The sequence below is a fragment of the Cupriavidus taiwanensis LMG 19424 genome, assembly GCF_000069785.1.
Taxonomy (GTDB): Bacteria; Pseudomonadota; Gammaproteobacteria; order Burkholderiales; family Burkholderiaceae; genus Cupriavidus; species Cupriavidus taiwanensis.
Window position 1 is genome coordinate 386,015 of record NC_010529.1, and the last position, 21,797, is coordinate 407,811.

The window sequence follows — 21,797 nt, forward strand, 5'->3', positions numbered from 1 at the left end:
TTTATGCCCGCCATTATGGCCGGCTCAGGCCCCAGCTCTTCCACTTAGCCGACTGTCCGAATTTCCGCCGCCACCTCTCTACGACCTGTTCCACGTTGTTGCCAAAGACGCGAGGTCATCGATCAGGTCCGGGTCGATCAGGCCAATCAACTCAGGCATGACCGACCCACCCGACGTCTCTTGAAGTCCACACGCTTGCTGCTGCCTAATCGCAGCAATCTGAGCGCCGGCCAGGCGGTCCATCTAAATGAGATTTTGGCCGCGACCCGGTCGCTGATGACCGTCTACATTCTGCGCGACGACCTCAAGCGCCTGTGGTTTTACCGTCGGCCTGGATGGGCGCAGCGGGCATGGAGCGACTGGTTTGAACAAGCGCAGCAAAGCGGCGTCGACCCATTACAGCAGTTCGCGCAACGCCTGAGCGTATTGGCACGGCATTGTGGCCCGATGCCGCCATGCGCTGAACATTAGCGTCGTCGAGGGCATTAACAACACTATCAAAATGATCAAGCGCCGGGCCTACGGATATCGCGACGAGGAATACTTCTTCCTCAAGATCCGGCGCAGCCTTCCTCGCTATTCCTCGATGAACCAAAAAATCACTCTATCGCATGAAACAGCGCAAAGGAAGATGCTTAGGCCCACCGACGAAGCTGGATGCGACCATCTCGAGCTCCCCAGCTGACTCCACGCGTTCAAGGCGCGGTATCATTTCCTCAAACAGGATGCGCATTTCCATCTTGGCCAAGTGCTGGCCCAGACAAATATGAGGCCCTGTTCCAAATGCCAGATGGTGGACTTCCTTTCGATCAATGCTGAACTCGAATGGTTTATCAAAGACATCTTCATCTCGATTCGCCGAGCCGTAGCACAGCATTATCCAATCGCCTTTGTGAACTGTGCGTCCTCGGATCTCCGTATCCGCAGACGCGGTACGCATGAAGTGGCTCACCGGTGACGCAAAGCGCACCGCCTCGTCGACAAATTGCGGAATCAGCGCCGCATCGGCTTGTAGTCGAGGAAGCAGATCAGGGAACTGGCTAAGTGCCCACATTGCGATCGCGGAGGACGATGATGTGGTATCGTGTCCCGCCGTGGCAATAATAATGTAGTAGCCCAAGCGGTTGGCATCGCTAATCGGTTCACCATTTACGACCGCGTTGGAAAGCAATGTTGCCATATCGTTACGTGGACTCGTCCTTTTGTCCGATGTCAGCTTATCGAAATAATGCCGAAAGTCTTCTACTACTGCTAGTAGGTTCTTTGCCAAGACATCTTTACCCGAAGCGACCTCTGCCTTCCCTCGATTGAGTTCTGGATCTTCCCCACCAAACAATTCTTGCGTCAGGACCAACATTTTGGCCTCATCTTCAGAGGGAATTCCTAGAATGTCCATTATTACATGCAAAGGATAATATAGCGCAATATTTCTAGAAAAATCTATGACCTCCCCTTCGTAATGCGCAAGTTTGTCAACACAGCAACGGGCCAGTCGTCGGATACGCTCATCCAGATTGAGCAGGCTGTCAGGCATAAACCATGACTGCGCCAGCGCGCGCATCTTCTTGTGCTCATCACCATCGAACTGAACTAGCGCCTTGACAATATGCGGAGACCCAGTGACCGAAATTATATAGTCGATTGCGGCTTTTGGTCGGCAAACAACAGAATAGTCACCGTTGCGAAATAGGCTGCTGTCACGTGAAATGGCGCTGACATCGGCATACTTCGTTGCAACCCAGAATGGGTCGAAGCCCTCAATAACGGCACGACCGAATGGATTGTTGGCACGAGCCCACGTATAGACGGAGTGCAATAGCTCACGGTCTGAGTAAGTCTTTGGGTCAACCAAAAGCTTCGCGATGTCATCGGGGAGATCGAAATTCGAGGTGGTGGTAATTGGGGCCAAGATAAACATACTCCAAAGATAGATTCAAGATCGCGCGAAGCCATTCCAATGCTTCCGATAATGATTGGTAAATTTTCTATATTGAATCGATCATAAACACAATCAAACAAGTAGAGCGGCATCGAGTAATGGCGCTAATGGTCTGTAATTTGACGATGAAAACTGGTGCTACGCCTCTACTAACCGGCATCAGATGCTCTTGTTGCTTACCGCGACAGATTACTGAGGGGATACACTAAAGCAAAAGTGGGATAAAGATCGTTATGGCCCAGCCACTTGTGGCGGGCTCTTTACTCGTAACGAAGGTAACCACACTCCCCGGGACGGCGATCTTATTACGACGCCACGTACCGTTACGTGGCGACGACTTACCAATCGCGCCTCAGTCAATGGTACACCTTCCAGTTCCCAGCTTTCATGGGTCGCTGTCTCAAGTATGATCTTTGGGAAGGGCTCATTGCCCTTGATGTAGATCTCACCGACCAACGTCAGATGCTGTCCCTCGGTTGGTCCCACAGCGCATGCAGCAACGCTAAGGGCAACTAGCAAAGCAATCATGTGAGTCATAGGTCCATAGAAGATGTGGTTGACGGCACTCTCTTCGCATCATTGAATCACGACGGACAGTGAGGAGTGGGGCGGAATCTTCACCGTTTCGCTATACATACCTTTCACATGCTCCCGGACTACTGGCACGTTGGCATAGGGGTGGAGCTCCGCGGGCACCATTGAGAACTGACTACGATCATTTAGAAATGCGCCCGTGTTAATTTCAGGCAACACGAATCCGTCTTCCTCCCGCAAAGGAAAGCCAAAGCCGACTGGGGCGGGTTCCTTCATTAGTGCACCTGATGTCGCGGCAAAGTGGCGAAATTCCTGTTGGAAGCCGGAGGTTGCTGCCGTGTCTCGAACTGAAGATTCGAGAACCGCCATCGAATCAGTGCTGCTAACGTTGGTAAGAAGATGCTTGTAAAAGCGCAGTCCGAGATGACGGTTGAGAGATCCACCGAGCGATCCCCAGATTGAATATCCGTTGCCAGGGGAGACGAAATCGCCTGCTAGCGTGTCGAGAACCGCTTGACTCACCTTTGTTGGATCGATTTCAGTTGTCTCTACCCAGAAATTGACAATGGTGCCGTCAGCTGTCATGAGTTTACGAACCAATGTTGTGGAGCGAGTCGTATCGTCCGCTAGATACCAGATTTTCACACTACCGTTATCCAGTCTACTAGGCGACAAAGAATAGCGTGGAGCATAACTTTGCTCTTTGGCGTGCACTCTCCATCCGTCTCGATTAAAATTCGATATTCTGCTCTTAAGCGCTTCCGTGCTGTCATCCAATCGTAGTTGCTCGGCCACGAAGGAATAGTTCCGCGCCGCCACAGCAATTGTCGGCATAACTTGTGGAGTTCCGGTTTGATTAGTGAAAACGAGCGTTACATCCTGCCCGTTCAGCCCTGAGATGCTGATGGGAACTTCCACAGCCGAGGATGTGCTATTAACGCTTTCCCAAACACCTATGCCGCTACCAGAATTGGTGTGTGCGTCCAGCGCCCTGCAGTTCGAGCAGCTCTTCTCGACCGGAGCCGAGGTGGTGGTGGTCATCGTCTGCGGGTCGGGCGAGGCCGTGGGATCATCACCGTCACCACCGCAAGAGGCTAGCATGATAGATATCAGCGCTGCCTGAGCTATGCTCCGAAAAAAATGCAACACGCGCTGCTTGTACGTCATATATCTTCGCTCCTTTCGCGATGCGTTTTTTGTAGCATTTGCGGGTAATTCCTAACGCAATGATGCCGACTGTCATTCTATATATTTCTGAATTTAGTATGAGATGTCATTCGACCGTGGTGAGACACGTCATGTTAGCATGTAGTAGCATCCAGCGAAATCTATGCCACTCAGTGTAGATTGGCAAATTGTGATTGCCACTCTGCAAGTGGTGTATGAATTTTTTCGCAATGCGGTAGAATTGGAATTCAAGCCGACAATTCGCGCCATCACTTTGTTCATTTCGTGACGCGCAATTACCGGGGGTCTCGTAGGCATCGATTTGGCCCGTTTCGCACGAGGAAACTCGATAAATAGGCGCGCATTGACGCTTGTCAAGCTATGTCGCTGCTGTCGATGCCAGCATATTCGTTGTACTAGGTGAGTCGATGTTTGAGTTCTGCGTTCAACATCCAAGTGGAATCGAAAAAGCGGCTTACGCAATGCAAGATACAAAAATTCCGCACAATCCGAGAAGGTGGAACATGACATACAACATATTAGCTTTACTGCCATCACTATTGCCCGCGGCAATAGCATGGGCAAAGAGCATGACCGACCCTGTAATTCGGAACGGGAGCGCTCTAACCGAACAAGGTCTATCGGTCGCTAGTGCCGTTGGTGTTGCTATGCCGGAACGCATCCATATCGCAATGGTCGATAGTCTCCCGATGCCCCAAGATGAAACACTACGAAACGTAGTCTGCTCAACAGGATTGTTCGGTCCGGATACGGTTGGATTGACACTGGGATACGCCATATTGATTGCGGAAGGTCATGCTACACGGCGCTTGCTTACACATGAGTTCCGGCATGTTCATCAGTATGAAAAGGCTGGTTCAATTGAGAAATTTCTCCTTGCATACCTAGCCGAAATTGCGACCTTTGGCTATTTTGATGCACCGCTTGAAATTGACGCGCGCGACCACGAACTGCATTGAGACGGAGATTCGCCCCTGCAGGCATGGCGAAATAATAATGGCCACGTCTACCCCATTTCCTTATACGGAAGTCATGACTCTTCCCTCAGTGTTTGAATAGTGAGCGCGGCGTCCATGGTTCGCTGCATGCCGATCCAGATCGTCTTGGCGCCGGGCTCGCCATCGTTCTTCCGCCCAAGGAACCCGCCCAGGGAAGCAACCAACCGAATCATCTGATTGAGTGTGACCGGTGTCTTCGGGCGAGCTTTCTTGGAGAGCACGTATGCCCCCCGAATCTCGTCGGCATCGAAGAACAGCGACGCATCCAGATCCGGACAGGTTCTGCCCAACCGCATCAGGCGGGCAATGCGCCATGCCACCACCATATACAACGCCAAGGCCCGCTCCACACGATCCATGTGCGATAGCTGTAGCGCCTCGACCTTGCAGCCGGTCTTCAGGACATGGAAGAACATCTCGATCTCCCACCTTGCCCGATACCATTCAACAAGTTTGTTGACCGCATCAGCGTCCTGCGCTTCTCGGTTCGTCACCAATCGCCAAACCACTGGCTTGACGCCTGCGGGCGCTTCGATCTCCCTTGCCGCCACACAGGTGAACTCCGCTCCGACCAGACCCGGCAGCTTCATACGCTGGGCGCGTAGTTCCTGTTTGACCTCGCGCGCCTTCTGGCCTGCTCGCCCTGGCAAGATAAAGGTGATTTCCCCGAGTACCGGGCTGGCGTCGACGCTATCCCACAACTTGCCGCCCTCGGCCAGGTTGCGGTTGTGTTGGCTGCGGATCAACCAGTCGGCCGGTTGGCCAAGTTCCTGGGCGCGCGCCATCAACTCGGCAATATCACCCTCGCGGTCTGTCACATACACCAGCCGTGTCTGCGGCAATAGCGCGGCTTGCTCCGCAACCCGTTCATATCCTTCAATCCAGCGTACGCTTTCCTTGATCCCGCCCCGGTTGCCATCGGCGTCCTTGGGCTCCCGAGCCCACATCCAGGCATCGATCACCCCCAGCGGCTCGCGGTCAGGCGTCACCGCGTAGGTCGGATGCAAAAACATGCCCCGCTGGGCTTCATAGGTCAACGGACCCAGCCCGTCGATCTCCTGGCCATTAAAGTTCAATTCGGTTGTATCAGCGATGCACAGCACCACCGGAAACTGCGCGGCCCTCGCTGCAGTGCGCTCCCAATGCGGCTGCATTACGTCCCGCCAATCGATCTGCTCATTGCCGAGAAACCGATATGCCGCGATGGTTTGCGACCAGTCATCGCATGCGCCGGGGATGCTCGCCGTCGGCAGAGCCGCAAACCGCTTGAGCAGCTCCTTGGCGCGCCGATCCCGCCCCGGATCACCAAGATCCAGACTCTCGAATTCCTCGTCCACCCATGCCCCCGACTCGTTGCTCATTGCTGCGCGAAAATCCGAGAGTAAACGCGAGTCTGGCGAAGTTAACAACCCCCTTACCTCGAAATTCCCGGGACTTCAAGCTCCAAGCCTCGCCGCGGAGACGGTCCTACTTCCGTATAAGGGGATGCCTCAAAAGACCGCTTTCTCTCTTTGGAGCACACTATGATCGAATCCCTTAAACAAAGCGGTACGAAACGCACATGGCGTCGCATTCGCGTGAGGGGCAGCTGGCTGCCAGACCATGCCTTTGTGTGGGCGTATTGGAACGGCACCATGTGGAACGGCTTTACTGTCCCGATGTTTACCAGCCAGGACGCCAGCAATCTCTGTGCGGTGATGCCGAGCCTCGTGTACGTTGAGGCTCGCCAAGTCTTTGCTTTTCCTTTGCTGTGCCGTCTTCGCTTGCTGCGCCGCCCAGCCGACCTCGCCGAATACCTGTCGGGGTTTCGAAGCGCTGTGGCTGGATATTGCCGGAACTGTCACGGTCGTCCGGGTCCGCCCAGTCACGATTGCGGAGAGCGGCGGCATGATGTCCGCGAAAGGCCAACACCATTTGTCAAAGCTAAATTGAAATCTATGGTCAGCCCGATCTTTGCAAGGTTGAGGTCGATGATCTGTGGCTTGCCTAAATCTATCCAGAGTCTGCTTGGAGATTGCTCTCCCGCTCCACGATGAAAGTCGCGCCCGGTAGTATTAAAAATGTCCGCACTTTGTGGTAGCTATACAATTTGTCAGGGTGTCCACCGGGCCACTGGGCCGTTGGGTCATCAATGTCAACGTCGCAAAGCCTGAATTAACAAATAATCCTGCGCGGTCAGCCCACCTTCAGCTCGCCGCGGCCACGGGGATTTGGTAATCACTGCGGCGGTACAGCAACGCCCACGCTATGCTTGCAAGCTTATTGGCCAAGGCACACGCGACGACGTTTGGATGGCGCCGTACGAGCATCTTCCGAAGCCAATCCCCAAGCCCATCCGTTCGTCGATGAAGACGTGTCATTACAGAGCATGCGCATTGAATCAGCAGGCAACGTATGCTTTTGTCGCCTCGCTTACTGATACCGAGCAGAGCCGGGCGACCGCCAGTACTGTATTGCCGCGGCACTAGCCTTATCGATGCGGCAATGTCACGCCCGGAGCGAGAATTCTTTGCATCCCCCAGTTCAGCGGCCAACAAGCTGTCGGTAATGGCTCCAATGCCCGGGATGGCAAGCAGGCGCAGAGCGTTGTCGTCTTCCTTAAGCTGCTGCGACAGTTCCGCTTGACCTGGTCGTCAAGGCACTTGAGCGGGACCCAGAAACCAGCGTCGATCATGATCCGGCGCACCGTCTCGGTGGCCAGGTCGATGCCATGGCGCTCGCGCAGCTTCTCGGCGGCGAGCGTCGGGCCGAAGTCGGCGTAGCTGCCGCGAATCAGGCCGCGCACGCGGGACTCCAGCCCCGACGGCAGCTGGCGGTTGCTGTCACGGCCGCGCTTACGCGAGCCCAGGCCACTCGGACCATCCTCGCGGTAGCGCAGCACCAGCCGTTCCACCTGGCGCCGCGACAAGCCGAGCTTCTCGGCGGCGCGCCAGACCGCCAGGCCATGGTCGACCACGGCCTGAATCACCTTGAGCCGATCGAGTTCGCGCATCGTCGTCGTGATGGTCTCGGGCTTGCGCATCGCGGCCTCCAGTCTCGGACAGACGGAAAGCCGCCAGCATGCCAGCCTGGGCAAGGGGGTACGTCATTTCTATTTGGCTCAAATGCGACATTACTATTTGGGGCCAACACGTGCTGTCAAAGCTAAATTGAAATGTCCGGTCTCTGGCTAAGTTGAAATGTCCGGTTGATCGGCTATTGGGGTGAGCGTAGGGCGGTAGTGCTGTCCTGACGTGACTGAGTCCAAGCCGTGCTGCCTGAGCCCTGTTGAACTGCCAGCGCAAGCTGAATCAGTTTTCCGTTCCGTTAAGCGGCCACGGCTGCTCCTGCAGCCTTTGCAACGCTTCCAACATATCGTTCTGGCCGAGCGACCGCTGCGATTTCTTGCCGGGCGGCCGTCCACGCTTGCGCGGAACCCCCTCCGTGCCAGGCACAGAGAGCGAACGCGTGTTATCGCGCTTCTCCTGCACGTATTGCGCCAACTGCAGCACATGTCCCAGGCGCTTGTTGTCCACGATCGCGCCCTGGTCCACTTCCGACAGCCGGTCATAGGTGGTGTAGGGCAGGGCGGCGCCATTAGCCCGCGGCTCGATCCTGCCATCTGGGTAGTGATAGACGTCGATGTAGCAGCCAGCCAGCTTGCGATGCTCCGGCGGGTCCGCCAGCAGGTAGAGCATCTTGTCGTACTGGATCGTCAGGCTCTTGGACACGCAGCGTGGCTCGCGCCACGCGAAGATCAGATCCAGATTCTCGTCCGGTCGCAGCGGTCGATGGGCGTTGTGGTTGTTGCGCGGCACCTTGGCAAAGCGCGCGTTGTAGTCGGCGATGAACTCCGCCATGAAGCCATTGGCCGCCTCCATGGTGCTGATGCCACGCAGGCGCAGCTCCTTGACCAGCCGGTCCTGCAAGGTCAGGTGTGTCCGTTCCACGCGGCCTTTTGCCTGGCTGCTGTTGGCGCAGATGCCTTCGATGTTCAGTTCGAACAAGGCCCGCGCAAACTGCGTATGGCCGTCGCCGCTAGTTGCTCCTTGCTTGTTGACCCGGAAAACGCTGGCCTTGTCACTGTAAAACGCCACCGGCTTGCCGTGGCGCTCCAGGTAGGCGCGGGTCGCCGCGAAGTACGTGAACGTGGCCTCCGAATGGGTAAAGCGCAGCTCCATGATCCGGCTGGTGGCGTCGTCGACATAAACGAGCAGCGTGCAGGCAGGCGCGCGTTCCTCAAACCAGCGGTGATCGCAGCCATCAATCTGAATCAGTTCGCCATAGCAGGCGCGCCGATTACGAGGCTGATAGACCTTGAGCGGGCGCTGTTTGCGCGGTACCCACAGGCCGGCAACCATCATCAGCCGCCGGACCGTTTCCTTCGCCAGAGTGAGCCCGTGTGCTTCGCGCAGCTTCTCGGCCGCCAGGGTCGGGCCGAAGTCGGCATAGTGTTCCCGGATCAGGCCGAGCGCTGCGGCTTCGCGCTCGCCAGACAGACGGTTGTTGCTGGGTCGGCCGCGCTTGCGCGAGACCAGCCCGGCTGGGCCTTCCAGCCGGTAGCGCTCCAGTAACCGCCGCAGCTGCCGGTCAGTGATCTCCAATCGTTCGGCGGCCACGCCAGGCCGCAACTGACCATCCATGACCGCCTGGACGGTCTTGAGCCTGTCAATCTCGCGCATGCTTAGAGACCGTTTCAAAAAGACCCCGAGGGGGCTGTTAACCTTTTCGGCAAGCTGTTAACCTTGGCCATCTGAACGATGGGAACCGAGGGGATGAGCGCGCCGATCATCGATGACGAGCTGTGGGCACTGATCGAACCTTTGCTGCCGCCGCCGAAGCCGCGACGCAAGAAATATCCAGGCCGCCTTCCGGTTTCGGATCGAGCTGCGCTGAACGGCATCTTGTTCGTGTTCAAGACCAGCATACGCTGGTGCGACCTGTCGACCAAGTTGGGATTCGGTTCGGGTCCGACCTGCTGGAGGCGCTTGCGCGACTGGCAGAAGGCTGGCGTGTGGAAGCGATTGCACGAACTATTGCTGGCGAAGCTTCGCGAGGCCCACGAACTCGATTTCTCACGAGTAGCCGTCGATTCATCGTCGGTGCGAGCCGTTGGGGCGGGCGAAAAACTGGCCCGAACCCCACGGATCGCTCGCGACCAGGTTCCAAGCACCACATCCTCGTCGATGCAAATGGCGTCCCAATCAGCGCAATCCTGACCGGGGCGAATCGCAACGACGTCACCCAATTGCTGCCGCTCGTCGACGCGATCCCGCCCATTCGCGGCGTGCGCGGCCGACCGCTTCAGAAGCCAAAAGTCATCTACGCAGACCGAGGCTATGACTCCGAGCCACATCGTCAGCGGCTTCGCGAGCGCGGCATCAAGCCGGTGCTTGCCAAACGCCGGACTGAGCACGGTAGTGGTCTGGGCAAGTTCCGCTGGGTTGTCGAACGTACCCAAGCGTGGCTTCACAACTTTCGTCGTCTTCGCATTCGCTTCGAACGTCGAGCTGACATTCATGAAGCGCTCCTCAAGTTCGGCTGAATTCGATGCACCTGGTATTTCCAGTAGGCGTCCATGGTTGGGCCGAATGAGTCTTTCCCCTTGTCCCAGTGGTGGATTTTGATGCCTTCGTAGGTGTCGTAGGGAAATCCACAAGGAACTGGCACCTTGTTGCGACGCCCAGATCCGGGCCTCGAAATCCAATGGAGTACCCGCCATTCCTTACGCTCCCACTGCTTTGCAGTGCAGCATGACTATATCGCCATGCCCGCTGGCATTACATTTGCACAAGGGAATGCGCTCCGGATCTGCGGCCTTTCGCAACCGGGACTGCAAAGCAAGAAGGACATGACATCCACCAAGGAGAATATCCCATGGCGCTTTTGGAACGCGCAGCGTGGTACGACATTGCCCGCACAACGAACTGGACGCCGACGTACGTCGCCGAGTCCGACCTTTTCCCGGAGGTCATGGCAGGGGCACAGGGCGTGCCCATGGAAGTCTGGGAAACCTATGACGAGCCCTACAAGACATCGTATCCAGAATATGTCCGCATTCAGCGCGACAAGGACGCTGGCGCCTACTCCGTGAAGGCCGCGCTGGAGCGCAGCCGCATGTTCGAGAACGCCGATCCCGGCTGGCTGTCTATCCTGAAGGCACATTACGGCGCCATCGCGCTCGGCGAATACGCAGCGATGAGCGCCGAGGCACGAATGGCCCGCTTCGGCCGCGCGCCAGGGATGCGCAACATGGCGACGTTTGGCATGCTTGACGAGAACCGTCACGGGCAATTGCAACTCTACTTTCCGCACGACTACTGCCCAAAGGATCGTCAGTTTGACTGGGCGCACAAGGCCTATCACACCAACGAATGGGCCGCGATCGCTGCCCGCAGTACCTTCGACGACCTATTCATGTCGCGCAGCGCGATCGAGATCGCCGTGATGCTTACGTTTGCCTTCGAAACCGGTTTCACCAACATGCAGTTCCTCGGGCTGGCGGCCGATGCGGCGGAAGCCGGCGACTTTACGTTCGCCAGCCTCATTTCAAGCATCCAGACGGACGAGTCACGGCACGCGCAGATCGGCGGCCCGGCACTGCAGATCCTGCTGGCCAACGGGCGCAAGGAGCAGGCGCAGCAGCTCGTGGACGTGGCCATTGCACGCGCATGGCGCCTGTTCTCCCTGCTGACCGGCACGTCGATGGACTACGCTACGCCGCTGCAGCATCGCAAGGAGTCATTCAAGGCGTTCGTGACGGAATGGATCGTCGGCCAGTTCGAGCGCACCCTGATAGACCTCGGTCTCGACCTGCCCTGGTACTGGGACCAGATGATCAATGAGTTCGACTACCAGCACCATGCTTACCAGCTGAGCATCTGGTTCTGGAGGCCAACCATCTGGTGGAATCCGGCCGCCGGCATGACGCCGGACTGCCGTGATTGGCTCGAAGAAAAGTATTCCGGCTGGAATGACACGTTTGGCAAGGCCTGGGACGTCATCATCGACAACCTGCTCGCGGGCAGGAAGGAGCTCACCGTCCCCGAGACGTTGCCCATTGTGTGCAACATGAGCCAGTTGCCAATCTGCGCGGTGCCGGGCAGTGGCTGGAACGTCAGGGATTATCCGCTCGAGTACAACGGCCGCACGTACCACTTCAATTCCGAGATCGACCGTTGGGTTTTCCAACAGGACCCCGTGCGTTACCGCGACCACCTGACCCTGGTCGACCGTTTCCTCGCCGGGCACATCCAGCCGCCCGACCTGGGGGGGGCACTCCTGTACATGAACCTCGCCCCCGGCGAGATTGGCGACGACGCACACCATTGCGCATGGGTGGCGGCATACCGCCGCCAGCGCGAACAGAACAAGACCGCCTGATGCGGCCATCAGATGGATAATGACATGGCACTGTTTCCAGTGATTTCGAATTTTCAATACGACTTCGTGCTGCAGCTCGTCGCCGTCGATACGGAGAACTCGATGGACGAGGTAGCGGCGGCCGCCGCGCACCATTCAGTCGGCCGTCGCGTAGCGCCTCAGCCCGGCAAGGTCTTGCGGGTGCGGCGCCAGGGGAGCGACCATTTCTATCCCCGCGACGCCCGGCTCGGCGACACCGATATCAAGCCGATGGAGTCACTCGAATTCATTTTTTGCGATGCATAAGGACACCAAAAATTTCCAGACAGTCTCCACACTCGACGAGCTGTGGGAAGGCGACATGGCCGAGGTCGTGGTGGACAGCCACGTCATCGTACTTGTCCGCCCACGAAGCGGCACGCCACGCGCATTCCAAGGCATCTGCCCGCACCAGGACATTCCGCTCGTAGAGGGAAATTTCGACGGGCGCGTACTGATGTGCCGGGCCCACCAGTGGACATTCGACGCCAACACAGGCAGGGGCATCAACCCCAGTGGATCCCGTCTCGCAGAGTATGCCATCAGGGTAGATGGTGACGACATACTTATCGCTGTCGAAGGCGTCGAACCACTGTTCGCCAATTGCTGATATTGCAAAGGAATCGATCATGAGCAGGGATCACAACACCGCCGAGGCGTACCGAAATAACCGCGTCGGCCCCGTGCTTCGCGCCAGCAGCATCACGTCCGGCGTCATCGAGGCCGCGCGGGAAGACAATCCGGGTAAGGAGATCCGTGTCGACGACAAGCTCGCATACGTGCGCATCGACACCGACGGCGAACTGATCCTGCGCCGAGCTACGCTGGAGGATACGCTGGGCCGCCCGTTCAGGATGTCCGAGCTGGAGGTCAACCTCAGCTCGTTCGCGGGCCGCATCGAGACCACGGACGACTACGTCCTCTTCTATTACAAAAAGACGCTGTAACCGGAGACGAGCATGACTACTCAACCGGACGTCCTCAAGCCGCTAAAGACCTGGAGCCACCTGGCCGCGCGGCGGCGCAAACCAAGCGAGTACGAGATCGTCTCGACGAATCTGCACTACACGACCGACAACCCCCACGCGCCGTTCGAACTCGATCCGAATTTCGAGATGGCGCAGTGGTTCAAGCGTCACCGCAACGCCTCGCCGCTGAAACACGCTGACTGGAACGCCTTTCGGGACCCCGACGAGCTCGTCTACCGCACCTACAACATTCTGCAGGACGGTCAGGAAACCTATGTGTCCGGTCTGCTGGACCAATTTTCCCAGCGCGGCCACGACTCCATGCTGGAGCACTCCTGGGCCGGCACGCTGGCGCGACTGTACACGCCGGCACGTTATCTGTTCCACACACTGCAAATGGGATCGGCCTACGTGACGCAGATGGCCCCCGCCTCCACGATCTCGAACTGCGCCGCCTACCAGACCGCCGACTCGCTGCGTTGGCTCACCCACACCGCGTATCGAACGCGAGAGCTGTCTCAGATCTTCAGCGACGTGGGCTTTGGCACCGACGAGCGCAGATGCTGGGAGCAAGATCCGGCCTGGCAGGGTTGGCGCAAGCTGGCCGAACACGCGCTCGTTGCATGGGACTGGGCAGAGTCCTTCGTCGCCTGCAGTCTAGTATTGAAGCCGGCGATGGAGGAAGTGGTCTTGCGCGGGCTTGGCGAGGCGGCGCGCCACAACGGCGACACCCTGCTCGGCTTGCTGACTGACGCGCAGCTTGCCGACGCCCAGCGGCACCGGCGCTGGGCCGGCGCGCTCGTCCGCATGGCCCTGGAGACCCCAGGCAATCGTGACGTGCTGGCCGGCTCGATTTCCCGGTGGGCGGGGCTCGCGGACGATGCGATTGCGGCCTACGGCGCGGCGTTGCCCGACGCGCCGAACACGAAGGCACGTGCCTGCGCGGCCGTGCGCGATTTCTGGGACATCATCGGCCTGGCGGGCCTGTAACGCAAGAAGTGTCGGGAGATGCGACTCGACAGCCAGCATTGGAGCCCTATGAAATGCCAGATCGATCCGAAGGCGGCGCGACGTTCACCGTAGACGCGGAAGAAGACACTCTGCTGCGCAGCCCCGCGCGCCGGCATGACCTGCCAGCGGCGGTTCGAGGCGCGTCCACTTCTTCTATGGCGCCCGGCGCTCCTATCGACGTCCTGGAGAAACTCGCCGAAGACGAGCGCCTTGCGCGCTGTCGGTGGTACTGTCCGTACCGCAGAGCGCCTGGAAGAGTCCAACGGGTTTTCGAGCGTACGCTGACAGCTCGGCTCGGCAGTTACGACTTCTATATTTGCAGGCCTCCTTGAGCGAAACCGCGCAGGTGCTCCCGATGCACCAGGTGCGGACCCAATCCACCCAAGTTTAGCCGTCAATAGAATCGCGATTTGCCCCCGCGAACGCTTGACATGTGACGAGGTTCGAGCGGCCGCCGCCCTGCTTGCGCTGGCTGTTTAGCGCAAGCAGGGCGGCGGCCAATAGAGGATCGCTTCTCGATCTTCGCTTGGCTCTCATGCCCCTGACCGATTTGTTCGCTTCGCTTACCGAATATCTGCACACCAAGGTCTTTCACGATCTTGCTCGCCATCCCGAACGACCCTCCGCATTCACCCGTCAGCGCAAGCTCACTCTGCCGACACTGATCGCCTTCATGCTTGGCAACTTGCGCATGGGCGTACAAGCCGAACTCGATCAATTCTTCGCCGCGCTCGCGCGCCAGAACATCTTGCGCCGTTGCGTCAGTGAACAAGCCTTCGCCCAGGCTCGCAGCAAACTCAGCGGCGATGTCTTTGCTCACCTCAATGACTGGCTGCTTCGGCAGGTGTCAGACCATTTGCCGCGCTGGCATGGCTTTCGGCTAGTCGCCGCGGACGCCTCACACCTGCGTTTCGCCATCCGCCACAGCCATCTGCCTCGAGCCGCCACTCGCGATCAACTCGCCTTCGGCCTATACCTGCCCGGGGCCGAGATCATGCTCGCCGCCTCACTGCACAGCGTGCACGAGAACGAACGCCAGATCCTGTTCGAGCATCTGGACCGCCTGCAATCCGACGACTTGCTCTTGCTCGATCGCGGCTACCCCGCCCGCTGGCTGGTGGCCGTGCTCAACCAACGAAAAATCCCTTTCTGCATGCGCGCCGACGGTAGCGGCTTTGCTGCCGTGCGGCACTTCGTCCGCTCCGGTCGCGACGAGGCCATCGTCACGCTCCCGGCTCCAGCCCGAAATGACGCGCGCGACTATGAGTGTGCGGCTACTCCGCAGACCGTCCGGCTGATCCGGCAGATCTCGCCAGCCGGCAAGGTGCGCGTGCTCATCACCAATCTGCTCGACATGCACCACTATCCGGCTGCCACCTTCCGCGATCTCTATCACCAGCGCTGGCGCCTCGAGGAGGCGTTCAAACGCCTCAAACACCGCATGGCACTCGAACATCTGTCCGGCCTCTCGCAGTTGGCCGCCAGGCAGGACTTCGGCGCCAAAATCCTATGTGACAACCTGCACGCCCTATGCTGCCTCACCGCCGCGCAGGAACATGACATTGACTCGGACCATCGGATCAACCGTACCTACGCCATTACCGCGCTCAAACCTGTCCTGCCTGCGGTTCTGCTCGGCCTGCGCTGGGCCAGGGCTGCTCTGAATGAGACCTTGGCCTTGATCGCAACACGTATCCATCGCGTGCGACCGGATCGCGCCAAGCCCCGTCCGCCTCGCCAGAAGCCTCATCATGCTGCCTATAAGGCTTGTTGATGCTTACAGTAACTTGGGTGGATTGATTTCTCCCCCCCGGGATGTCGGATGGGATCGTTGAAGAATTGAGTAATCGCTATATTATTGACGCGCTCCGGCGACATAAGGTCAACGTCAGGGATATTTCGCTCATTATCGATGCAGCACCCGCCTCACACGAAGCATGTCAAGTATTTTCGATTCCCACTGCCTACCCAACATTGCGCCGCCTCTACAGCCTGAAAGCGAATAGTCCTACAACGTCAGTTATTGGCGTGGTCGAATCCCCGTTCGATCGGCTAGCTTGCTCTGCGAGCTTTGAAGCGACCTACTAAATCATGCCGCGTCGACCCTCGTCGTGATCAGCCTATTGACTCCCACACATGCTCGATATTGAAGTTCAGGAAGAGCCGCCTCATCACCGCATTGCCCCAACAATTTCCCTTTCGGCTGATGCTGAAAATCTCCTGATGCTACCTGTGCATGGCTTAATATTCATCGCTCACCTACCGGGCAGCTTAGACCGGTCGTCGCAAGTACAGAAGACTGGGCAGATTGCAGATTTTCATCTACGGCTTTGGCGGGTGTCGCCAACCAAGCGATTTTTCGAGGTCTGCTATTCAGCTCATTGGCAACGGCCTGAATCTCTCGAGTGCTCCAATGGGCCAGGACAACCGCTCGACCCGTTCGTGACAGGAAGGTTACTTTCAAGCGGCGTCCGAGCGGATCTGTACAACCTTGCCCCATGGCGTTAGTTCGGCGACGCGGGTGAAGTGGGAGGCGAGCAAATACGCCGCAGGTAAGCCTCCGAATCGAGATCATTCAGGTTGGCTAGAGCCACCGCCGAATAGACGGCGGCGCCGCGTTCGCTGCTACGTCCGTTGTCGACTGACTTAATGCGCAGCCCATCGGCTTCGTGGTATCGCTTTTGGACGATACCTTGCTCAGCGCCGAGCGTAGCCAGACCTCGAAGGCTTACGCCCGTTCCTGTCGGACACGCTTTCGCTCGTAGGGCGCTTCTCGCGGATGTCAGCGTCGTTCCTGCGTGCCAGGAGAGATAGTGGATCTTTCGTCTAGCATGGGCAAGACATCCAACCCCTGAACATGGCGTCTTTATAAATGGAGTTGTAGCTTGCGACCGTGTCGGTGCAGAATTCTTCTGAAGCCTTTCACCAGGGCCGAGTTCTGCGGGAAGAGCGGATCTGAGTTCCTCCCTGACATACGTTCATCGAGGTGCCAAGCGGAGCCCGGTGCGACGCGTCCGGCGTTCGCCCGACGGGGAAACTGCGCGCCAAACCAGTCACACCAGTTCCGCACCCACTCGGTGTTGAAGCTCACCCCGCACTGGATGTGAAGCTGTAATGCGTTGTATCGTGGCTCATCTGAACTGAGTCTGGAAAACCGGAAGTCGCCAAACACCCAGACTTCCAAGAGCTCAGCCGGATGAAAACCCATAAGAATGCCAACCTTCGCCCGCCGACCCGAGATCCAAGACATCACCGAACATGGTCTGAGTGTCCCGAAGCAACCGCTTAGCCATTGCGTTACAGCACCGACGGCTCAAGTGGCTGGGCCGTTGTCTGGCCGGTAGCGTGCCGACGCTTCGTCCCGGCCGGGCCGCTCGCCGTGGAGGACCCGTCCAAGGCCCTGTTGATCGTGGAGTTGAGCCAACGGCGTATGCTCCAGCGGCAAATCGCCCGCAATGTTGGTGTTTCCGAACCCACTGTAGCCGGTGCTCGCGCGCGCTAGCCTGTCCAGGCTCGCGGGTCTTCAGCCACGCGAGCCCGTCATGCGCTTTGAACAGGCCGCTCCGGGTGACCTGCTGCACATCAATACCAAGCTCGGTCGCATTTGAGCGGCCCAGCCACCGCGTGACCGGCAACTCCGCGATTCAATTGGCAGCAACACAAGTGCGACAAGCCGTCATGAGGTGTGCACCGCACTTAATCGATAACCTTAATTCCGTACGCCACTTCCGACCGTCGCTTTGCGCCAGCGGCTTTGGTCAAAAGGAAACATAAGGTAATCGCGCACCGTGATCGGTTCAGACTGGCTTGCGAGGCCAACTTCCGGCCACTCGTCCTTTGTCGGCCAGTACGCCGTACGGAAAATCGTGTCCCAGAGCGTCGTAAATGTCCCGAAGTTTCGGCCCCTGTGACGCGCTTCTATTGAATGGTGAATACGATGGAACTTGCCATCCCCGACGATGTATCGTAGCAGCCCAAGATGAATTCGCGTGCTCGAGTGAGACAAGTGGACCTGAAAGGCAATCAGCGTCAGGGCAACAGTTGGCACGACGCCAGATTCGAAGCGGATCAGAGCGAGCGGCATTGCGACGAAAAAAGCATAAATAAGCGGCTCAGATAAGTGATGAGCACAATTCCAAGCCGTCAGTTCGCGGATAGAATGATGGGTGGCGTGCATGCGCCACAGGAATGGAATAGCATGCTGTGCACGGTGCATCCAGTAGCGGAAGAAATCAGCGGCAATTGCGACTAGAACGCCTGAAAGAACGCCGAAGCCCGCGCTAATAATTGCGTTGTCAGAGTGAAACAACGTCCCGAAATTCACCGTCAGGAGCGGCTTGACCCCTAACCATTCAAGAGCCACAGCGTAGACGTGCCAGACAACTGCAGCGAACCCAAGGCGAATGATCCAATTTCGTACTCCGCGAACATATGACGCAAAACTGTATCGATAAGCCGGAAACATCAGCTCGAGCGCGACACAGACGGTAGCGAATATCGCTACGAACTTGAACGAGTTTACGAAAAACCCGGCCATCTGATTTACATCAAAAAGGTGCAATTGTCTACTCCGTCAACGAGGCTGTATGCTTTCTGGTGGAGATTTTAGGCCAATGGAAACGCGATATGTCGCTCAAGCCATTTTCGCTCGGATCGCGCGCACAAAAACCAAGCAATCTTGACGTTACATTCCATGGCGTATTCACACAGAGATCTGCCACCGTTGGAATCTATCACGGATAGGTCGACATTTCTCGAAGTTTGGCAATCGATTGTTTGGATGGGACTCATTCGAATCCCAAATGACTCTCACACCTCCGCAGTTCTGGTCTACGCCGGAATCTCAGAAAATCCCGCCATAACGGCAAACGGGTTATGACGCAGGGCCGCTGTTCGATGAGGATTGTCGAAAAGGTGGCGGCGATCCTGACAGTATCGACAGACCCAATGTAGATTGGCTGGACCGGATCCAGATGTCGCTGAAGGCCGCCAGCGCCACATCGTACTAGCCATCGGTGTTGGTCGAGCGCATGGGCGTTCAAGTTTGGAGACGAGCCCGCCCAGGCCGCACACGCCGATGCCGGCCTTGAATACCGTTACGCCACCTGACAGATTGACCGCGAAGAAGAACGCCTTGGTCGGGACCATGTGCGACAGGATCGTTCTCGCGATCGCATTGCTTGCATTGATTCAGCGCGTTGAAGTTCGATATCTTTAAAACTCAAAGCCGAAATGCAAGACCTCGAATTTTCGGCCTCAGTGTGCGAGAACGGGTAGTTGAGGATATCTCCGACCGGACACGGTTCCAGGCCGGCATGGAGCGTTTAGCTTGGGAACTAACAGGCCGCTGAAATACCTCCAGCGGACGTCAGCGCGACGATTGGCTGAAGCGTTGCTTTGAGGATCCCATCCAATCCCACATTCATGCGCGGCGCAGATACCTTCACGGAAAGCTTGTTCACTATGCGGAGGCTGGAGGATTTCGTGCCGCAGTCCCATCCGCTGCGCTCGATCCGGACTATGGCCAACCAGGCGCTGGTGAAGATGGACCGGCTGTTCGCGCAGATGTACGAGGCCGATATCAAGGGTGGCCGCCCCAGTATCGCGCCGGAGAAGTTGCTGCGGGCCATGCTGCTGCAGGTGCTCTACAGCATTCGCTCTGAGCGCCAGCTCATGGAGCAGACGCAATACAGCCTGCTGTTTCGCTGGTTCATCGGGCTGTCGATGGACGACTCAGTTTGGGTGCCCACGGTCTTCACCAAGAACCGCGAGCGACTGATCAAGCATGATGCGGTGATCCAGTTTTTCAACGAGGTGCTGGCCATCGCGCAGAAGAAGAACTGGCTGTCGGGTGAGCACTTCAGCGTGGACGGCACGCTGATACAGGCGTGGGCAGGCCACAAGAGCTTCGTGCGCAAGGATGGCGACGACCAAGACGATGACGCCGGCGGCAACTTCAAAGGTCGCAAGCGCAGCAACGAGACACACGAATCCAAGACCGATCCCGATGCCAAGCTCTACCGCAAGGGCAAGACATCCAGTGAGCTGCGCTACATGGGTCATACCCTGAGCGACAACCGCCATGGCCTGGTGGTTAGCGCCATGGTGACCAAGGCGGACGGACACGCCGAGCGGGAGGCCGCAAAGGTCATGCTTAACGATGCCAGGCAGGTGATTGAAGACCTGAATGTGGAAGTCACCGTGGGCGCGGACAAGGGCTATGACGCGCACGAGTTCATTGAGGCCTGCCTGGAAATGAAGGTGACGCCCCACGTGGCGCAGAACACATCGGGTCGTCGCTCGGCCGTTGCTGATGCCATTGCTTCCAGCGCCGGTTATGCCGTCTCGCAACAAAAGCGCAAGCTGATCGAACAGGGCTTCGGGTGGGTCAAGACCGTGGGGCGCATGCGTCAGGTGATGGTGCGCGGTCTGAAGAAAGTCGATCAGATGTTTGTGCTGAGCATGGCCGCCTACCACCTCGTGCGCATGCGCTCGCTGGGACAAATCCGTCCGCAGTTGCAGTAATCGCGCTAATGAGGCCGGAATGGGCGCCAAAACGCGGAAAAAGCCGAGGCAGTGACGTCCGGCTTCCGGATTGTGAAAAACAGCGCTCCCAGCCTTGCGGGGAAAAACTCATCGCTAGGGATGCTCTGCACAATTAGCCGGCGGATGTGCTTGCAATGAATCGTCGAGCCAGCGAGCATGTGGCGCATGAAACAAACTGACCTTGGACTGAACTTGTCGACCAAGCGCACCCGCAAGCGCGAATTCCTGGACGAGATGAACCGTGTGGTGCCATGGGCCGATCTGGTGATGCTGATCGCTCCGTACGCCCCGGAAGGCAAGCGCGGCCGTCCCCCGTTCGCGGTCGAGGCAATGCTGCGCATCCACTTCCTTCAGCAATGGTTCGGCCTGTCGGACCCGGCGATGGAAGAAGCGCTGCACGACGTGCCGCTGTATCGGGAGTTCGCCGGGCTGGACAACTGGACGGTGAGGCTGCCCGACGAGAGCACCATCCTGCGGTTCCGTCACCTGCTGGAGAAGCACAAGCTGGCCGCTCAGATCCTCGCGCTGGTCAACGACATCCTTCGCGACAAGGGATTGATGCTGCGCGCGGGCACGGTGGTGGACGCGACACTGATCAGCGCACCGAGTTCGACCAAGAATGGGTCGGGCGAACGCGACCCAGAGATGCACCAGAGCAAGAAAGGAAACCAGTGGTATTTCGGCATGAAAGCGCACATTGGCGTGGACGCCGAAAGCGGGCTGGTGCACACGGTGCGGGGCACGGCGGGCAAGGTCAACGACGTGGTTGAGGGCAACAGCCTGCTGCATGGAGAGGAAACCGACGCGTTCGGCGATGCGGGCTATCAGGGCGTGGAGAAGCGTCCGGACGCGCGGGCGGGCGTGAACTGGCACGTAGCGATGAAGCCAGGCAAACGTCGCGTCCTGGACCAAAGCAAACCACTTGGCGCGCTCGTCGATCAGGTCGAGCGAATCAAGGCGGGCATCCGGGCCAAGGTCGAGCATCCGTTCCGGGTCATCAAGCGGCAGTTCGGCTACACCAAGGTCCGCTATCGAGGGCTGAGGAAGAACACCGCGCAACTCATGACCTTGTTCGCACTGTCCAACTTGTGGATGGCGCGCGGCAAACTGCTGGCTGCCGGGGCATGAGCGCGTTTCTGGCTCACGCCGATGCCTCGCGCGCAGCCCGCGAATGCTGCTTCGCGCGTGCGAGATAGCTTCGCTCCGAGCTGATAGGTTGGCGTCGTGGCGCAT

Annotated in this window: 15 protein-coding genes and 4 pseudogenes; 12 read left to right on the plus strand and 7 right to left on the minus strand. The window is 58.1% G+C overall.

Annotated features, from left to right (window positions below; translation table 11 throughout):
* Window positions 1–76: 76 nt before the first annotated feature.
* Window positions 77–574: pseudogene (locus RALTA_RS29805) on the plus strand (transposase); the annotation flags it as partial.
* A 30-nt stretch (window positions 575–604) separates the two neighbouring features.
* Here RALTA_RS29805 and RALTA_RS28135 read toward each other — a convergent pair.
* Both RALTA_RS28135 and RALTA_RS29815 read right to left on the minus strand, forming a co-directional pair.
* Complete coding sequence (locus tag RALTA_RS28135; RefSeq protein ID WP_012354727.1) at window positions 605–1,918, minus strand: cytochrome P450; 1,314 nt, start codon at window positions 1,916–1,918, stop codon at window positions 605–607.
* A gap of 597 nt (window positions 1,919–2,515) precedes the next feature.
* Window positions 2,516–3,640, minus strand: coding sequence for a M30 family zinc metallopeptidase (locus tag RALTA_RS29815; protein WP_012354729.1), 1,125 nt, complete (start codon window positions 3,638–3,640; stop codon window positions 2,516–2,518).
* Between the two features lie 524 nt (window positions 3,641–4,164).
* Between RALTA_RS29815 and RALTA_RS29820 the strand changes: the two genes are divergently transcribed.
* Window positions 4,165–4,620, plus strand: a complete 456-nt coding sequence (locus RALTA_RS29820; RefSeq protein ID WP_012354731.1) for a hypothetical protein — start codon at window positions 4,165–4,167, stop codon at window positions 4,618–4,620.
* A 71-nt stretch (window positions 4,621–4,691) separates the two neighbouring features.
* Here RALTA_RS29820 and RALTA_RS28140 read toward each other — a convergent pair whose 3' ends face one another.
* The 4 genes and pseudogenes from RALTA_RS28140 to RALTA_RS28150 form a co-directional block, all read right to left on the minus strand.
* The gene (locus RALTA_RS28140) at window positions 4,692–6,020 is read right to left on the minus strand and encodes an IS4 family transposase (RefSeq protein ID WP_012354732.1); all 1,329 of its coding nucleotides are present in this window, start codon (window positions 6,018–6,020) and stop codon (window positions 4,692–4,694) included.
* An 825-nt stretch (window positions 6,021–6,845) separates the two neighbouring features.
* A pseudogene (locus RALTA_RS29830) lies at window positions 6,846–7,277 on the minus strand (transposase); the annotation flags it as partial.
* A pseudogene (locus tag RALTA_RS28145) lies at window positions 7,259–7,681 on the minus strand (helix-turn-helix domain-containing protein); the annotation flags it as partial. The pseudogenes RALTA_RS29830 and RALTA_RS28145, both read right to left, overlap by 19 nt.
* 268 nt (window positions 7,682–7,949) lie before the next feature.
* The gene (locus RALTA_RS28150) at window positions 7,950–9,320 is read right to left on the minus strand and encodes an ISNCY family transposase (protein WP_012354735.1); all 1,371 of its coding nucleotides are present in this window, start codon (window positions 9,318–9,320) and stop codon (window positions 7,950–7,952) included.
* A 93-nt stretch (window positions 9,321–9,413) separates the two neighbouring features.
* Here RALTA_RS28150 and RALTA_RS29835 point away from each other — a divergent pair.
* The 8 genes and pseudogenes from RALTA_RS29835 to RALTA_RS29840 form a co-directional block, all read left to right on the plus strand.
* Window positions 9,414–10,183 (plus strand): IS5 family transposase gene (locus RALTA_RS29835; protein ID WP_232348031.1). Its coding sequence is split into 2 segments (ribosomal slippage): window positions 9,414–9,744 and window positions 9,744–10,183, totalling 771 coding nucleotides; the frame shifts between segments, so codons are not numbered across the junction.
* Window positions 10,184–10,515: 332 nt separating this feature from the next.
* On the plus strand, window positions 10,516–12,021 hold the full coding sequence (locus RALTA_RS28160) for a ferritin family protein (protein WP_012354738.1): 1,506 nt from the start codon (window positions 10,516–10,518) through the stop codon (window positions 12,019–12,021).
* Window positions 12,022–12,045: 24 nt separating this feature from the next.
* Window positions 12,046–12,306 carry a toluene-4-monooxygenase system B family protein gene (locus tag RALTA_RS28165; protein WP_012354739.1) on the plus strand — a complete coding sequence of 87 codons (261 nt, stop codon included), beginning with the start codon at window positions 12,046–12,048 and terminating at the stop codon, window positions 12,304–12,306.
* Complete coding sequence (locus RALTA_RS28170; RefSeq protein ID WP_018003718.1) at window positions 12,299–12,649, plus strand: Rieske 2Fe-2S domain-containing protein; 351 nt, start codon at window positions 12,299–12,301, stop codon at window positions 12,647–12,649. Before RALTA_RS28165 ends, RALTA_RS28170 begins: the two co-directional genes overlap by 8 nt.
* Window positions 12,650–12,668: 19 nt before the next feature.
* Window positions 12,669–12,986 carry an MmoB/DmpM family protein gene (locus RALTA_RS28175; RefSeq protein WP_012354741.1) on the plus strand — a complete coding sequence of 106 codons (318 nt, stop codon included), beginning with the start codon at window positions 12,669–12,671 and terminating at the stop codon, window positions 12,984–12,986.
* A gap of 12 nt (window positions 12,987–12,998) precedes the next feature.
* Complete coding sequence (locus tag RALTA_RS28180; protein ID WP_012354742.1) at window positions 12,999–13,997, plus strand: aromatic/alkene monooxygenase hydroxylase subunit beta; 999 nt, start codon at window positions 12,999–13,001, stop codon at window positions 13,995–13,997.
* 556 nt (window positions 13,998–14,553) lie between these two features.
* Window positions 14,554–15,792: an IS4 family transposase gene (locus RALTA_RS28185; protein ID WP_012354743.1), complete on the plus strand. Its 1,239-nt coding sequence runs from the start codon at window positions 14,554–14,556 to the stop codon at window positions 15,790–15,792.
* A gap of 1,438 nt (window positions 15,793–17,230) precedes the next feature.
* Window positions 17,231–17,654, plus strand: a pseudogene (locus tag RALTA_RS29840) (IS481 family transposase); the annotation flags it as partial.
* Window positions 17,655–17,727: 73 nt separating this feature from the next.
* Here RALTA_RS29840 and RALTA_RS28190 read toward each other — a convergent pair.
* Complete coding sequence (locus tag RALTA_RS28190) at window positions 17,728–18,555, minus strand: sterol desaturase family protein (protein WP_012354745.1); 828 nt, start codon at window positions 18,553–18,555, stop codon at window positions 17,728–17,730.
* 887 nt (window positions 18,556–19,442) lie between these two features.
* On the opposite strand from RALTA_RS28190, the gene RALTA_RS28195 reads away from it, so the two are divergent.
* The gene (locus RALTA_RS28195; protein ID WP_012354747.1) at window positions 19,443–20,543 is read left to right on the plus strand and encodes an IS5 family transposase; all 1,101 of its coding nucleotides are present in this window, start codon (window positions 19,443–19,445) and stop codon (window positions 20,541–20,543) included.
* Window positions 20,544–20,729: 186 nt separating this feature from the next.
* The gene (locus RALTA_RS28200; protein ID WP_012354594.1) at window positions 20,730–21,692 is read left to right on the plus strand and encodes an IS5 family transposase; all 963 of its coding nucleotides are present in this window, start codon (window positions 20,730–20,732) and stop codon (window positions 21,690–21,692) included.
* The last annotated feature ends 105 nt before the right edge of the window (window positions 21,693–21,797 follow it).